The sequence below is a fragment of the Shouchella shacheensis genome (assembly GCF_001484965.1).
GTDB lineage: Bacteria > Bacillota > Bacilli > Bacillales > Bacillaceae_D > Shouchella > Shouchella shacheensis.
On sequence record NZ_LLYY01000008.1, the window covers coordinates 72,749 to 87,888 of the forward strand.

12 protein-coding genes are annotated in these 15,140 nt (G+C 47.6%); all 12 read left to right on the plus strand.

Annotation, left to right across the window (positions count from 1 at the left end; genetic code table 11):
* The first annotated feature begins 14 nt into the window (after window positions 1-14).
* Window positions 15-644: a flavin reductase family protein gene (locus AVZ68_RS10405; protein WP_059104486.1), complete on the plus strand. Its 630-nt coding sequence runs from the start codon at window positions 15-17 to the stop codon at window positions 642-644.
* 383 nt (window positions 645-1,027) lie between these two features.
* The gene (locus AVZ68_RS20895) at window positions 1,028-1,159 is read left to right on the plus strand and encodes a hypothetical protein (protein WP_281176614.1); all 132 of its coding nucleotides are present in this window, start codon (window positions 1,028-1,030) and stop codon (window positions 1,157-1,159) included.
* A 593-nt stretch (window positions 1,160-1,752) separates the two neighbouring features.
* Complete coding sequence (gene pcrB, locus AVZ68_RS10410; RefSeq protein WP_059104487.1) at window positions 1,753-2,439, plus strand: heptaprenylglyceryl phosphate synthase; 687 nt, start codon at window positions 1,753-1,755, stop codon at window positions 2,437-2,439.
* A gap of 31 nt (window positions 2,440-2,470) precedes the next feature.
* Window positions 2,471-4,717: a DNA helicase PcrA gene (gene pcrA, locus AVZ68_RS10415; protein WP_059104488.1), complete on the plus strand. Its 2,247-nt coding sequence runs from the start codon at window positions 2,471-2,473 to the stop codon at window positions 4,715-4,717.
* 15 nt (window positions 4,718-4,732) lie between these two features.
* Window positions 4,733-6,742 (plus strand): NAD-dependent DNA ligase LigA, encoded by a 2,010-nt coding sequence (ligA, locus tag AVZ68_RS10420; protein WP_059104489.1) that lies wholly within the window; start codon window positions 4,733-4,735, stop codon window positions 6,740-6,742.
* 32 nt (window positions 6,743-6,774) lie between these two features.
* Window positions 6,775-7,947, plus strand: coding sequence for a CamS family sex pheromone protein (locus AVZ68_RS10425; RefSeq protein ID WP_059104490.1), 1,173 nt, complete (start codon window positions 6,775-6,777; stop codon window positions 7,945-7,947).
* A gap of 254 nt (window positions 7,948-8,201) precedes the next feature.
* Complete coding sequence (locus AVZ68_RS10430) at window positions 8,202-8,906, plus strand: N-acetylmannosamine-6-phosphate 2-epimerase (protein ID WP_059104491.1); 705 nt, start codon at window positions 8,202-8,204, stop codon at window positions 8,904-8,906.
* Window positions 8,903-9,937 (plus strand): DctP family TRAP transporter solute-binding subunit, encoded by a 1,035-nt coding sequence (locus AVZ68_RS10435; RefSeq protein WP_059104492.1) that lies wholly within the window; start codon window positions 8,903-8,905, stop codon window positions 9,935-9,937. Before AVZ68_RS10430 ends, AVZ68_RS10435 begins: the two co-directional genes overlap by 4 nt.
* Before the next feature lie 19 nt (window positions 9,938-9,956).
* Window positions 9,957-10,433, plus strand: a complete 477-nt coding sequence (locus AVZ68_RS20500) for a TRAP transporter small permease (RefSeq protein WP_059104493.1) — start codon at window positions 9,957-9,959, stop codon at window positions 10,431-10,433.
* Entirely contained in the window at window positions 10,434-11,711 is a 1,278-nt protein-coding gene (locus tag AVZ68_RS10445; protein WP_059104494.1) for a TRAP transporter large permease, read from the plus strand.
* A 27-nt stretch (window positions 11,712-11,738) separates the two neighbouring features.
* On the plus strand, window positions 11,739-12,656 hold the full coding sequence (locus AVZ68_RS10450; protein ID WP_059104495.1) for an ROK family protein: 918 nt from the start codon (window positions 11,739-11,741) through the stop codon (window positions 12,654-12,656).
* Window positions 12,657-12,680: 24 nt separating this feature from the next.
* On the plus strand, window positions 12,681-15,116 hold the full coding sequence (locus AVZ68_RS10455; RefSeq protein ID WP_059104496.1) for a sialidase family protein: 2,436 nt from the start codon (window positions 12,681-12,683) through the stop codon (window positions 15,114-15,116).
* Window positions 15,117-15,140: the final 24 nt, after the last annotated feature.

Below are 15,140 nucleotides of genomic sequence, written 5' to 3' on the forward strand. Positions count from 1 at the left end.
AGGAGGTATCAGTTATGCCAACAAATGAAGCGTACACATTTGACCCAAAAGAGTTAACCGATAAAAATATCTACAAACTGATGACAGGGTCGATCGTTCCCCGTCCGATTGCGTGGGTCTCTTCAAAGAACAAGAAGGATGAATTGAACTTGGCTCCCTTTAGCTTTTTTACCGTTGCTTCTCGCAAACCGCCAACCCTTCTAATTTCGATAGGGCCTGGGGTGAATGAGCGAGAAGGAACCATCAAAGACACACTGACAAATATTCGTGAAACGAGGGAGTATGTCATTAATATTGTCCCGGAGCAGCTCGGGCAAAACATGCATCACTCCTCGGCAAGCGTGAAGCCAGACATGAACGAATTTACGCTAGCGGGAGTCACGCCGCAAGCTTCGCAGACGATCCATGTGCCCGCTGTTCGAGAGGCGCCGATTGCATTTGAAATTAGGCTTGATCAGGTTATTCCAATTGGTGAGGATCATCTTGTCTTAGGTCAAGTGCAGCGAGTACGTGTTGAACAGTCAGCGTATCTAGGGAACTACAAAATCAATATTGATGGCTGGAAGCCGCTTGCACGCTTAGCTGGCAACTATGCGGGGCTGACCGACTCTTATTCGCTGGAAGACTACGAGGGTAAGATCTAAAAAGAAACGTTTGTTGAACGTGGGTGCTGACCTTAAAGGAAAGCACCTTTCTTTTGGCTAGCTCCGGCGGGGGGAGCTCGGTATTCCCAGTCCTGCCCGGAAATCCAAGGCCAGGATTTCTCGTGCAGGCCTTCCAAAATCCGGGCTCACTGGCAACTCAGCTGCGCTTTTCGGTTTCTGCTGCTTTCCCACTACTTTTGCCGAATGTTGTAAAACTTCTCTGTCCATGAAGGATTGCAAAGGACGATGCCGAATCCAGTTACAAGGCTCTTTCGTTTAATTGATTCTCTATTCTTTCAAGGAGTTACATCTACTCTGAATGATTGGAGCATAGAATAGGGGATGTAAGGAGCATTCCGAATGGATAGGGGGCGAACCTAGTCATGCAACCAAAGGAAAGGATGGAAGCACCAGAAAACGTCGTTGTTGGTTTTTTGTGGGCATTCCTGCTAAGTCTTCCAATGTGGACGTTCGTTATTTACATCAGTTTCCTTGGTTTTCGCTATTTCTTGTAAATAGGTTTTTGAGATATGAATGCCAGCCAGCCACAAAAGCGCTGGTTTTTTTTCTTGAAAACCGTTCAGAAAGCTATTGACAGTGATAATGATATTCGTTATCATTTATTTAGACGTTGACATTCGTACGTTACGTCTTGGTTAATATAGACCCCCTCTAACCTTTGCCCATCCCAGGCAAAGGTCTTTTTATGTATAGCTTCGCGCTTCTGTGCGACCCGCCCGCGCCTTTCGGTTTGTCTAGCTCCGGCGGGTAGAAGCGTCGAGATTTTTCAGTCCTGGCTCGAAAGCCAAACCCGGGATTTCTCGTCCAGGCCTTCCAAAATTCGCGCTTCTAGGTGACCCGCCTGCGCTTTTCGGTTAATTTCTAGGTTTAAGGAGTGAAACTGAAAGCGACTAGGGCTTTTCCTTAATCTCTCTCACCCCTACGGCAAGATTCCTTCCACAAGGCAACCACAGATTTTGCCATTGCCTCCTCTTTTTTCGTCATTTGTTCAGGGGACAAAGCGGGGGATCTTTGATATAATGACACGCAGAACGAACGTACGGGACATAAAGGAGGCAGGGGCTACTCAGTCGTAGCCTTTTTACGAATGAAAAATTACAATGAATGGCGCCATGTGTTCAAATTGGACCCGAACAAGGAGCTGACGGACGAAACGCTTGAGGCGATTTGTGAATCAGGGACGGATGCGATTATCGTTGGCGGGACGGACGAGGTGACGCTTGATGACACGCTTGCGCTACTTGTGCGTGTGCGACGCTACCCTGTAATGTGCGCGCTTGAGGTTTCCAACATAGAGTCGATCACCCCGGGCTTTGATTATTACTTAATTCCGTCGGTGCTAAATAGCCGTAACGTCGAATGGATCATCGGACAGCACCATGCGGCCGTTAAAGAACATCGTGTGCTGATTAATTGGGACGAGCTTCTTATTGAAGGCTACTGTGTCCTCAACCCAGAAGCGAAGGTTGCGAAGAAGACGGAGGCTGACACTGCCTTATCCACGGAGGATGTGATGGCGTATGCCACACTCGCTGAACAAATGTACACATTTCCGTTCTTCTATTTGGAATACAGCGGGGCATACGGAGATCCAGAGCTTCTGCGTCAAGTGAAGAGCGTCTTGAACAACACTCGCCTCGTGTACGGGGGCGGCATCAGAACGGCAGAAGAGGCCAGAGAAATGGCGGCGTATGCAGATACAATTGTCGTCGGAAATGCGATTTATGAGAATGAAAAAGAAGCCATCAAGACGGTCAAAGCGGTGAAAGGATAACGAATAACGGATTTTTTAAGGCGGTGAGCTTATGCAAGATACGATTATTGAAAAGATGCTTCAGGGACTCAATAAGGAGCAGCGAGAGGCGGTCACGCATACCGAAGGCCCTGTGCTGTTGATGGCTGGAGCGGGAAGTGGGAAGACGCGGGTGCTCACCCATCGCATGAGCTATTTGCTTCGTCACAATGGGACGCCCCCATGGAGCGTTCTCGCACTTACGTTTACGAACAAGGCGGCAAGAGAAATGAAGGACCGTGTCGCTTCCCTTGTTGGACCGATTGCGGAGGACATTTGGATTTCGACGTTTCACTCCATGTGCGTGCGCATGCTTCGACGAGACATTGATAAAATCGGCTTTAGCCGCAACTTTTCGATCCTGGATTCCTCGGATCAACTGTCGGTCATTAAGCAAGTGTTAAAAAGTCAAAACATCGATCCGAAGAAATTTGATCCCAAAAGCATACTCGGGACCATTTCAAGCGCCAAGAATGAACTGAAAACAGCGAAGCAGTTTGCCAAAGTGGCAGCGGGTGTCTACGATGAAGTCGCTGCGGATGTGTATACCGATTATGAAAAGCGGCTTAAACAAAACAATGCGCTTGATTTTGATGATTTGATTATGCGGACGATTCAGCTGTTCTCAGATGTGCCAGAAGTGCTAGAGTTTTACCAGCGGAAGTTTCAATACATCCATGTCGATGAGTATCAGGATACCAACCGGGCGCAGTACCAGCTTGTGCGTATGCTTGGCGACCGGTCGAAAAACGTCTGTGTTGTCGGGGATTCTGATCAGTCGATCTATCGCTGGCGCGGGGCGGACATCGGCAACATCCTCTCGTTTGAAAACGACTATCCCAATGCCAAGGTGATTCTGCTTGAGCAAAACTATCGCTCAACGAAGACGATTTTGAGCGCGGCGAACAGCGTCATTGAAAACAACGCCAATCGGAAGCCAAAGAGATTATGGACCGAGAATACCGAGGGAAGAAAGATTGGCCTTTATGAAGCGGCGACAGAGCAGGCCGAGGCGCAATTTGTCGTTGAAAAAATACGAGAAGCGGCCAGAGAACCGGGGTTTTCCTACTCGAATGTGGCGATTTTGTACCGGACGAATGCGCAGTCACGTATTATTGAGGAATATTTTGTGAAGTCTAATCTTGACTATAACATTGTCGGCGGAACAAAGTTCTACGATCGAAAAGAAATTAAAGACATACTCGCATACTTGCGCCTCATCTCAAACCCAGACGATGACATTTCCCTGCAGCGGATTGTCAATGTACCGAAGCGGGGGATAGGGGCCACAACCGTCGACAAGATTGCTGCGTATGCGGCCGCCAGCGGGCTTTCGATGTACGCGGCCCTTGGTGAGCTTGAGGAAATTGGCGTCACCGCTCGCGCCTACACAAAGCTTGTGGAGTTTCGGGAGCAAGTCAAAAACTGGACACAGATGCAGGAGTATCTCTCTGTTACGGAGCTTGTCGAAGAGTTGTTAGAGAAAACCGGTTACCGGGAGATGCTAAAAAAGGAGCAGACGCTGGAAGCGCAGAGCCGCTTAGAAAATATGGATGAGTTCATTACGGTGACGCAGGAATTTGAGAAAGGAAGCGAGGACAAGACACTCGTTGCGTTTCTCACCGACCTTGCCCTCGTCGCTGACATTGACAAACTGGATGATGAGGAAGAAACGACAAAGCGGGACGCGATCACGCTTATGACGCTTCACTCGGCCAAGGGTCTAGAATTCCCACTCGTCTTTCTCATCGGGTTAGAGGAAGGCATTTTCCCTCATAACCGTTCCTTGTTTGAGGAAGAAGAGATGGAGGAGGAGCGACGCCTAGCCTATGTAGGGATTACGCGCGCGGAAAAACAGCTCTATGTTACCAATGCGAAACTGCGTACGCTTTACGGCCGTACCAACACGAATCCAAGCTCGCGCTTCATTGCGGAAATTCCGGCAGAGTTTGTAGAGAGTGAAAATCAACCGTCAGGGCGTATGGTGGGCGCCAGCCGAAAAACCGCTGCTAGTGCCGCGGCTGGAAGTGTCCGTACTCGTGCTAGCGCCCAGAGCTCGGGGCGTTCTCAGATGGTCACAACCGGCGGGGACGCCTTTGAATGGCAGGTCGGAGATAAAGCGACCCACAAAAAATGGGGCAGTGGGACCGTTGTGAGCTTAAAAGGAGAAGGGGATGCGCTTGAGCTGGATATTGCTTTTGCTCAGCCGACAGGCATCAAGCGGTTGTTCGCCAAATTTGCCCCGATTACAAAGGCGTAGGAAAGGAAGTCGTGTATGGAAAAGCACCAGGCCGAGCAGGAGATGGACGCACTACGGAAGGAGCTAGAGGACTACGGGTACCATTACTATGTGCTCGATGCCCCGATCGTTCCAGATTCCGAATATGACAAGCTCCTCAATCGTTTGCTTGAGCTGGAGGGGCAGTTTCCAGAACTAATAACGGAGGATTCCCCAACGGTACGCATCGGCGGGGAGCCTCTTTCTGCTTTTAAAAAGGTTGCCCATCGTGTACCGATGATGAGCTTAGGCAACGCTTTTTCCGCGCAGGACCTGCGTGACTTTGACCGACGCGTTCGTCAAAACGTCGGTGATGAGGTTGCGTATGTCTGTGAACTGAAGTTTGACGGTCTCGCTGTCTCGCTCACCTATGAAGAGGGAAGGTTCGTACGGGGAGCGACGCGCGGCGACGGAACGACGGGGGAAGACATTACCCATAATTTAAAAACGATCCCGGCGATTCCGCTTCGGTTGAAGGAGAACGTTATGCTTGAGGTGCGCGGAGAAGCGTATATGCCGAAGCACTCGTTTGAGACGCTAAATGCGGCAAAGGAGGAAGCGGGCGAAGAGAAATTTGCCAATCCACGCAATGCGGCTGCTGGTTCTCTGCGTCAGCTTGACCCGAAAATCGCTGCTAAGCGCAATCTCTCTCTCTTCGTCTATTCAATTGGGGAGCTAACGGGAAAAAACATGGACACTCATTACAAAGGGCTCATGTATTTAGATGAGCTAGGATTTAAGGTAAACAAAGAAGCCACGCGCTGCGAGTCTATGGATGACGTGATTGCCTATACCGAGCGCTGGGTGGAGAAGCGTCATGAGTTGCCATATGAAATTGACGGCGTGGTCATAAAGGTCGACTCCCTTGCAATGCATGAGCGTCTCGGTTTTACCGCGAAGTTCCCACGCTGGGCCACTGCCTATAAATTTCCCGCGGAAGAAGTGGTTACCGTCTTACGGGAGATTGAGCTGAACGTCGGTCGCACAGGGGTAGTCACGCCAACCGCTCTTCTTGATCCGGTTCTTGTGGCTGGAACGACGGTGAGGCGGGCGTCGCTTCACAATGAAGACCTGATCCGAGAAAAGGATGTGAAACTTGGCGATACAGTGGTCGTCAAAAAAGCGGGGGACATCATTCCCGAGGTGGTTAGCGTGCTCACGGAAAAACGCACGGGCGATGAAGTCGATTTTGCGATGCCGACTCACTGCCCGGAGTGTGACAGTCAGCTAGAGCGACTCGAAGGAGAAGTGGCGCTGCGCTGCCTGAACCCGAAATGCCCTGCTCAAATTCGTGAAGGGTTGATTCATTTTGTTTCCCGGAATGCGATGAATATCGATGGTCTCGGAGAGAAAGTCATCAGTCAGCTGTTTGCTCATGAATTGATTGCGGATGTTGCTGATTTGTACTCCCTCAAGCGCGAGGACCTTCTTGAGCTGGAGCGTATGGGGGAGAAGTCGGTGGACAATCTGCTAACGGCGATTGCTGTATCGAAAGAAAACTCTCTGGAACGTCTGCTATTTGGCCTCGGCATTCGCTTTGTTGGTGCCAAAGCCGCACGGACACTCGCCGAACAGTTTGAGACAATGGAAGCACTGCAAGAAGCTTCCGAAGAGGATCTACTGGCCGTTAATGAGATTGGTGAGAAAATGGCGGCTTCGATTGTCGCCTATTATGCGAAACCTGAGGTACGCACACTACTCGCCGAATTACGCAGCGCAGGCGTATCCATGGAGTTTAAAGGCAAACAGCCGCGGGAGTCCGAGCAGGTCGATTCCTTTTTCACGGGCAAAACCGTTGTCTTAACAGGTAAACTTTCAGAACTAACACGTAACGAAGCACAGGAAAGAATTGAAGCACTTGGCGGCACGGTAACCGGAAGTGTAAGCAAGAAGACGGATCTGGTTGTAGCTGGGGAGGACGCTGGATCGAAGCAAAAAAAGGCAGAAACGCTTGGCATCGAATTGTGGAATGAGGCCAAGTTTATCGAGGAACTAGAAAAGGCATAGATCAGCTTTTTAGAAAGAGGGGAAGCTTTCGCGTGAAACGGTTAGGGATTCTAGCAATGGCGAGTGTGCTGATGCTTAGTGGATGCTTATTTGGAAGCGAAGACGAGGAAGGCACGGAAGACGGAAATGAGAATGAAGAGGAAATGGCTGTCGTTCCTCAAGTTCCCAGCTCGGAAAACTACTACCAAAGCATTCTCGGGGAGGACGGCTCGTATGTAACGGGGGCGACTCGTGGAGTCGGCGTAAACAGAATGGGGAGTCGTCTCGATTTGGACCGGTTAGAGCTTGGGTTAACTGACCTTGCAAAAGACGAGTTTAGCACAGAGGACTACGTGTTTCGGGAAGGGCAGTTGATTTCAAGAGATGAGTTAAATAGCTGGTTAGGCCGGTACTCAGAGGGAGAGGAAGGCAATCCCCTCGGTCTGAACCCCCCTTTAGGGGACGGGGATTCAGAGATGGAGCAGGAAGAGAATAGCCCTCTGGTTCTTTCCCATCTGTTGGAGCATAACTACTTGGTTGAGGGGGAGAATGGAAGCTATCATCTCGGAGGCATCGTTGTGGGTCTCTCGCTCAACAGCGAGTATGATTTTCGGGTGACAGATGATGAAGGAAGAATTGATTTTGGCAATGCCACGGTTAGTGAAGAGTTGCGCGAACAAGTGGGAACGGAAGCGGCAGAACAAGTTGTTGAACGGCTTCGAACTTCTGATGAGGATGAGGAAGAAGCGGCTGCTGCGGAGGTTCCGATTATGGTCGCCTTATTCACAGAGGAATCGGGCAATGCGGTTGGTGCAGGATCTTTCTCGATGGTAGGTGTGGCTGAGCCAGGGGATGAACTTTCATGGCAAGAATTAAATCAAGAATCGTATGTTTTCCCATCGTCAGAAGCCAATGAAAATAGGCGTCCGGACGTTGAGCAGTTTGAACGGTTCCAATCCGACATCCAGAACTTTTTCCCGGATTACGATGGCGTCGTTGGTCGTGCTTCCTATGAAAACGATCAGCTCCAGGAAATAACGGTGGATGTGACGATTCGTTTTCAGGGGAAAGCAGAGGTTGTGGCTCTAACGCAATACATCGCCGGTCTTGTTCAGGACCACTATGATCACATCTACATGGATGTTAACATCACTTCCGTTTCTGGTCATGAGGCCGTCGTGGTTAGTGAACCAGGGGAAGAACCGATGATTCACGTCTTTAATTGATGAAAGGGGCTCATGAGGGCCTCTTTTTTTATTTTGTTTTTGAGAGAGCCTAGCCAATAACTTTACCCGGTGTTCATGCATTTGCACAAACCGAGGAGGTGTCCATCTCTCATTTTGAAAGTAAACTCCATAAATAAAATTATATTGACAACTAGGTGTCTTGTTGATACGATGAATGCAACAGAAACATGGTAGCGCTTTCTGACTATCTAGAGAGCAAACGTGATAAAGACGTAAGTAGGGAGATAGGAATCATGAACAAACAATTAATTATTTCTTGTCAGGCGTTAGAGGATGAACCTCTCCACAGTCCGTTTATCATGGGGAAAATGGCTTTGGCAGCCTCCCTCGGAGGGGCGAGCGGGATTCGGGCCAACAGCGTGGCCGACATTCAAGCGATAAAGAAAGAAGTGAACATTCCTATTATTGGAATTATTAAAGAGACTTATACAGATAGTGATGTTGTTATCACGCCAACTTTGAAGGAGGTGAAACTCTTATATGAGGAAGGGGTCGATGTGATTGCGTTTGATGCCACAGCGAGAATCCGTCCCGGCCGTCTCAGACTTGAAACGTTTGTATCAGCCGTTAAAGAACAGTTTCCTGATCAAAAGTTAATGGCGGATGTGTCTACGGCAGAAGAAGCGCACCATGCAGAAAAGTGCGGAGTGAATTTGGTTGCGACGACCTTGGTCGGCTATACCGAGTACACCGCAGGGCATGACCCGTTAACGGTGTTAGAAGAAATTATTCAATCCACGCGTGTCCCGGTTATAGCGGAAGGGAATATAGACACCCCTGAAAAAGCCAAGCAAGCGCTTGTACTTGGAGCAAAAGCCGTTGTCGTCGGCAGCGCCGTGACACGTCCACAGTGCATTACGAAAAAGTTTAATGAGAAAATGAGAGAATTGGATGAAGTTAAGGATATGAAATCAACCAAAAGGGGGCAGCAACGATGAAAAGAAGCTTGGTTCTCTCGTCTGTGTTAATGGGACTGTTTATGACGGCTTGTGGAAGCGATGAAATGACATCAGAAAATGAGGGCAATGAAAGTAATGTGGAGCCAGAGGAGTCCTATGAGTTGCAATTCGGGATGCAAGCAGGAACTCAGTCCAATGAATACGAGGCAGCACAACAGTTGGTGGATTATGTAGAGGAAGAAAGCGATGGAGAGTTAAGCATTTCCTTATATCCAGATGGTCAGCTCGGGGATGATCTAGGCATGCTCGGTCAGCTACAGGATGGCTCCCTCGATATCACCTTAGCGGAAATGGGGCGGTTTGGGCAGTGGGTTCCACGTGCAGAACTTTTAATGGTCCCTTACATGATTGAAGATTACGAGCATTTAGAGCAGGTTGTCTATGAAAGCAGTTACGGGGAAGAGTTGCGCGAAGAGCTCATCAACGATTTTAATCTTCGGGTTGTAGATACTGGTTATAATGGGACCAGGCAAACAACAACAAACACCGAAATTAATGAGCTCAAGGACTTGGAAGGCTTAAGTCTGCGTGTACCGGAAGCGCAAACACTGCTCGATTACGCGCAATATGTCGGAGCCAACCCAACGCCAATGAATTTTGGAGAAGTCTATTTGGCCTTACAAACAAACCAAGTGGATGGACAGGAAAATCCACTATCAGCAGTCGATGCGCAATCGTTTTATGAGGTGCAGGATTACCTGGCGATGACGAATCATGTGGTTAATGACGCAAGCTACGTTGTGAGTGAATTAACATGGCAGGAGCTTCCCAATCATCTGCAGGAAATTTTAAGTGATGGAATTAGTGAGGCCTCTCAGTATCATACAGAATTATTTGTCACAGAAGAAGAAGAATTGCTTGATTTCTTTGAAGAGGAAGGAATGACCATCACTCACCCGGACTTGGAAGAATTTGAAGAAGCTGTGTCAGAAGTGTATCCGGAGTATTTAGAGAAGATCGGCGAAGGCGCGGAGGAATATATGGATCAAATTGAGGAAGCCCGGCATTAAAACGTAGGTGGGATCAACCATGTTAAAAAAACTGTATGACAACTTTGAAGAAATTGCTGGCGGCGTTCTGTTTATTGGAATGTTTCTTGTATTGGTTGCCCAAACTTCAGCACGCCAAGGGTTTAGCGCACCCTTGGTCTGGTCTGAAGAACTCAGCAAACTGATCTTTATCTATGTCGCTTATTTTGGTGTCATCTCTTGCATCAAAGATAATAGCCATGTCTCTATTGATATATTCGTGAAAAAACTTCCTGAAAAGGCACAAAAATGGGTGTATATCTTTAACCAATTGTTAATTCTGGCAGCGCTCGTGCTTATTTTTATTATCAGCATTCCTATTGTTGAAAGGCAGGCAACGCTCAATATTATTACTCTCCAAATCTCGTACATGTATATGTACATTGCTCTCCCTGTCCTGACGCTTTTCATGATTTTCCGTTTAGTCGAACGGATTGTCAATGAATGGCGTAGAGGGAAGACAAGGGAGGTAGAATAAATGGATGTCCTGTATCTCTTTATTTTGTGGATCATACTGCTTTTCTTGAGTGTTCCCGTAGGCTTTTCTCTAATCATTGTTGCGTTGTTGTATTTCATCATGGGCGATTGGCATCTCGTCTATGCATCGGCGACTCAGTTGGTCAATGGGATCGACAATTTCACGTTGTTAGCGATTCCCTTCTTTATATTAACAGGGACTTTAATGAATTCTTCTGGTATCACGGATCGCATTTTTAATTTTGCTAAATCACTTGTAGGACATGTAACCGGTGGCATGGGCCATGTCAATATTACGGCCAGTGTGATGTTTTCAGGAATGTCCGGGTCCTCGCTTGCAGATGCAGGGGGTTTGGGGCAGCTCGAAATCAGAACGATGCGCAAGGCAGGGTATGACGATGACTACAATGGGGGATTAACTGCATCATCGGCCATCCTCAGTGGGATCATTCCGCCCAGCCTGAATATGATCATTTATGCAGCGATTGCAGGCGTCTCTGTTTCTTCCATGTTTATAGCAGGCATCATCCCCGGACTACTTGTTTGCTTATCCCTTTATATAACAGCGTATGTGATGGCCAAAAAACGGGGGTACCCAGTCCAAGAACGAGCCAGTATGAAAACGATCGGTAAAGCCTTTTGGAAAGCCTTTTGGGCCCTGTTGACGCCTTTTATCATTATTATTGGGATCTTTTCTGGGTACTTTACTCCGACGGAAGCTGCGGTTGTCAGTACGTTATATGCGATGATTCTAGGGTTTTTTGTCTATAAAGAACTGACGTTAAAAATATTGTTTTCAAATATTGTGGAGGCGATGAAATTAACGGGGGTCGTCGCATTGATGCTCATGGCCGTGGAGTTTTTCGGTCAAGTGATTGCTCGCGAGCAAATTGCTATTCGGGTGGCTGATTTCTTTTTGAACGTCACTGAAAATCGGATCTTGTTGCTGTTGTTAATCGGCTTGCTGTTACTTATACTCGGTACGTTTATTGAAGCGCTGGCGTTACTTGTCTTGCTTGTACCTGTGCTTATTCCTGTTATCACTGCTCTTGGCATTGACCCAATCTTTTTCGGAGTTTTTGTGATCCTCATCTTGATGATCGGTATTTTGACACCCCCGATGGGAATGGCGTTATTCGTTGTTTCGCGTGTGGGGGATATTCCGATAGGGACGATGTTCAGAGGGGTCATTCCGTTTTTGCTTCCACTCGTTGTAACAGCAGTGATTTTAATTCTATTCCCTGAGCTTGTGACGTTCTTGCCAAACTTTTTTAACTAGTGTGTGCATGGAAATGGGGGACGCAGATTGCTTTATGGAGCTTTTGATGTAGGTGGAACAAGTATTAAATATGGCGTTGTTGATGAGCAAGGAAGCATAGTATTCAAATCTCATATGGCAACAGAGACCAGGGCAGGCGGACCGGCCGTGGTTAAACAGATCAAAACAGTCACGACAGCTCTAAAAGACATGTATGCGCTGACCGGCATCGCCATCAGCACGGCCGGGCAGATTGATAATCGCGAAGGCAAAGTCGTCCATGCGACGGAATCGATTCCCGGGTATACCGGGCTGCCGATCAAACGAGAGCTGGAAAAAGCTTGTCAATTGCCTGTGGTCGTGGATAATGACGTGAACTGCGCAGCGCTTGGAGAGTATTGGAAGGGGGCTGCACAAGGAACGGAAAACTTTCTGTGCATGACCCTTGGTACGGGCATCGGTGGTTCCATTGTGGACGTTGGTGAGATCTATACCGGTGCCTCTTTTTCCGCAGGGGAATTCGGGCATATGACGCTTTACCCTAACGGAAAATCGTGCCCGTGCGGCGACAAAGGATGTTATGAAATGTATGCTTCCAGTCGGGCTCTTGAAGAGAGGGCGCAGGAATATTGGAAAAGGGGTGTTTCGCTGCCGAAGTTGTTTGAAGAGGCCAGAAACGGAGAGAAAACAGCGGAACTCATGATTGATCGGTGGGTCTCGGATGTAGCCCTAGGCATTAAGACGCTCGTCCACGTGTTCAACCCCCCTTTACTGGTCATCGGGGGCGGAGTTTCTGCCCAAGGCGACTTTTTGTTGAACAAAGTAAAAAAACAAGTATTTGCACACATCATGCCATCCTTTCAACGATCCTTACAGCTGAAGATGGCCGAAAATGGAAACGAGGCCAACTTACAAGGCGCTGTTTTCCAATGGATTGCTGCTAACGGAAGCGAGCGATCATTTTGAGTAAAAAGTGAGGAGGCGTTTATATTGACCACAAAACTGTTCAAATTTCTTTTTGTGATGACTATGGCGTTGCTTATTGTTTTGCAAGTGGGGGAGGATTCTCCAACATTCGCCAAGACCAAGGAGCCTGTCTTGAGAGTGGAAAATCAAGCGATTGTGGATAATCAATTTGTAAATCTGGAAGATGAAGTTGGTCAATTGAAAGAGTTGGATGAAGGAACGATTATCGTAAGATTCCGCCACACTGGATCGTCTTTCATGTCCCTTATTTCATTGAGCAATAAAAACTTTCCGGACAGCCATTTCCATTTTTATATTTCCCCCAGCGGTGTAGGAAGTGAAAATCGATATGAAGCACCTGGGGAGCCGAAAGAAAACATCCATGTTCAGTCGGACTCGCTGACATTGCAGGAAGGTGAAGTGTACACCGTAGCGATGGTGATGGATAAGGGTGAGGGGTATAAGTATTTTCTGGATGGTGAATTAATCAAAGAAGATACACAATCTCCACGAAAGTTTTTGAGCAATGTTTATGAACCGAACAGTGCCTACTTAGGACAAACAGACAGATCACAAGGGAACTCTTATCCTTTCAATGGAGACATTGATTTCGCTGAAGTGCACAGTGAACCTCTTTCTGACGGAGTACTAGAGGATATTACTGGCGAAACTGCGAAATCCGATCCGGTTACGAATCCTATGCCTGATGACGCATTTGTATCAGAGCCTGAGAGTATCTTTTATCCAGGGTTTATGGATTCGCCTAATTTCCGAATCCCCGCATTGTACTATACAGAAAATGGCACACTTCTTGCCGGTATTGACCGTCGCGTAGGGGGTGGAGGCGATTCACCAAATGATATTCATGCGGCAGTACGGAGAAGTTTAGATCAGGGTGATACGTGGGAAGACGATGGGATTCTGATTAATGCTTACCCGGATGATGCTTCTAATATTGACTTATCTTTTGTGCAGGATCAATCAAGCGAAAGAGTCTTCGCACTTGTAGACGGATGGCCAGCCGGAGCAGGCCTAATGGGTGGATTTGGTACCAATACGTATAAAGGAACCGGCTTTGAAACGATAGATGGCAAAGATTATATGTTCCTTACCGATGAAGATGATAACAGGTACACGATCAGAGAAGAAGGTAAGGTGTATGATGAAGGAGGGAATTCAACCGATTATTCCGTTGACACGGAAAGGAACTTATTTCAGAACGGGGAAGAGATTGATAACATTTTTAGTCAAACATCACCTTTGAAGCCATTTAAAACTTCCTATTTGGAACTGTATTACAGTGATGATGAAGGAGAGACGTGGACGGGACCGATTGACTTGAATGATCAAACAAAAGAAGAATATATGATGTTTTTAGGGGTGGGTCCCGGTAATGGTATTCAGCTGAATGAAGGATCGAATAAAGGCAGACTCGTGTTTCCTGTTTATTTTATAAATGACAATCTCAGACAGGCGAGCGCTGTTATTTACAGCGACGATAATGGGGAAACATGGCATCGTGGAGAGTCTCCTAATGAAGGCAGAGATGTGGGCGATGGAGAGATCATCAATGAAGAAGATTTCACCAACCAAGCTCATGAAATCACAGAAGCGCAAGTTGTGGAGATGCCGGACGGTCAGCTTAAGATGTTCATGCGTAATTACTCGGGATACGCGCAGATTGCGACAAGCTTTGACGGGGGTGAAACCTGGGACACCGAAATTGTAACGGAAACAGATCTGGTGGCTCCGTACAGTCAGATGTCTGCGATCCGCTACGATGGCCAGGTGGATGGTCAGGAAGCTGTGGTCTTTTCCAGTGCCAATCATCCTACCAGCCGTATCGATGGCACGGTAAAAATCGGACTGATTGAAGAAGACGGGGAGCATAAGAATGGTTACACGAAATACAGCTTTGACTGGAAATACGAGCAGCTTGTCAAACAAGGCCATTACGGTTACTCGAGTTTAACCAATCTGCCGGATGGAGAAATCGGTCTCTTATACGAAGGGACAGCCAACACGGAAATGGATTTTATGAAATTCAATACGGATTTTGTGAAATGGGATCGGGTAGAAGAAAGACCGCAGCCAGAGTTGGAGTCAATGAATGTAATCTCTTCGCCTCCCCCTGTACACCGGTCCGGGGAGAAGATACAAATCGAAGCTACCTTTGATGATTATGTGATGCTTATCGGGGATAAACGCCTAGTCGGTACAATTGCAGGAGAAGAGGTACATTTCGATTTGGTCGATCGAACAGGACAGGACCATTTTGTCTTTGAAGCAGAAGTCCCCGAATTGCCACCTAGAACACATCAGCTCGAAGCTGAGTTTGATTCGGATTTGACTATCTACAATCTATACGGAAAGCGGTTTTCCGAAGAAACTAAGCTAGCCGATACGATTCGTGTAAGGGCCACTGGCAGAGGGGGAAATACATTTTCGATGAGCAATTGAATCTGGTTCAAACAGCGCCCGGTT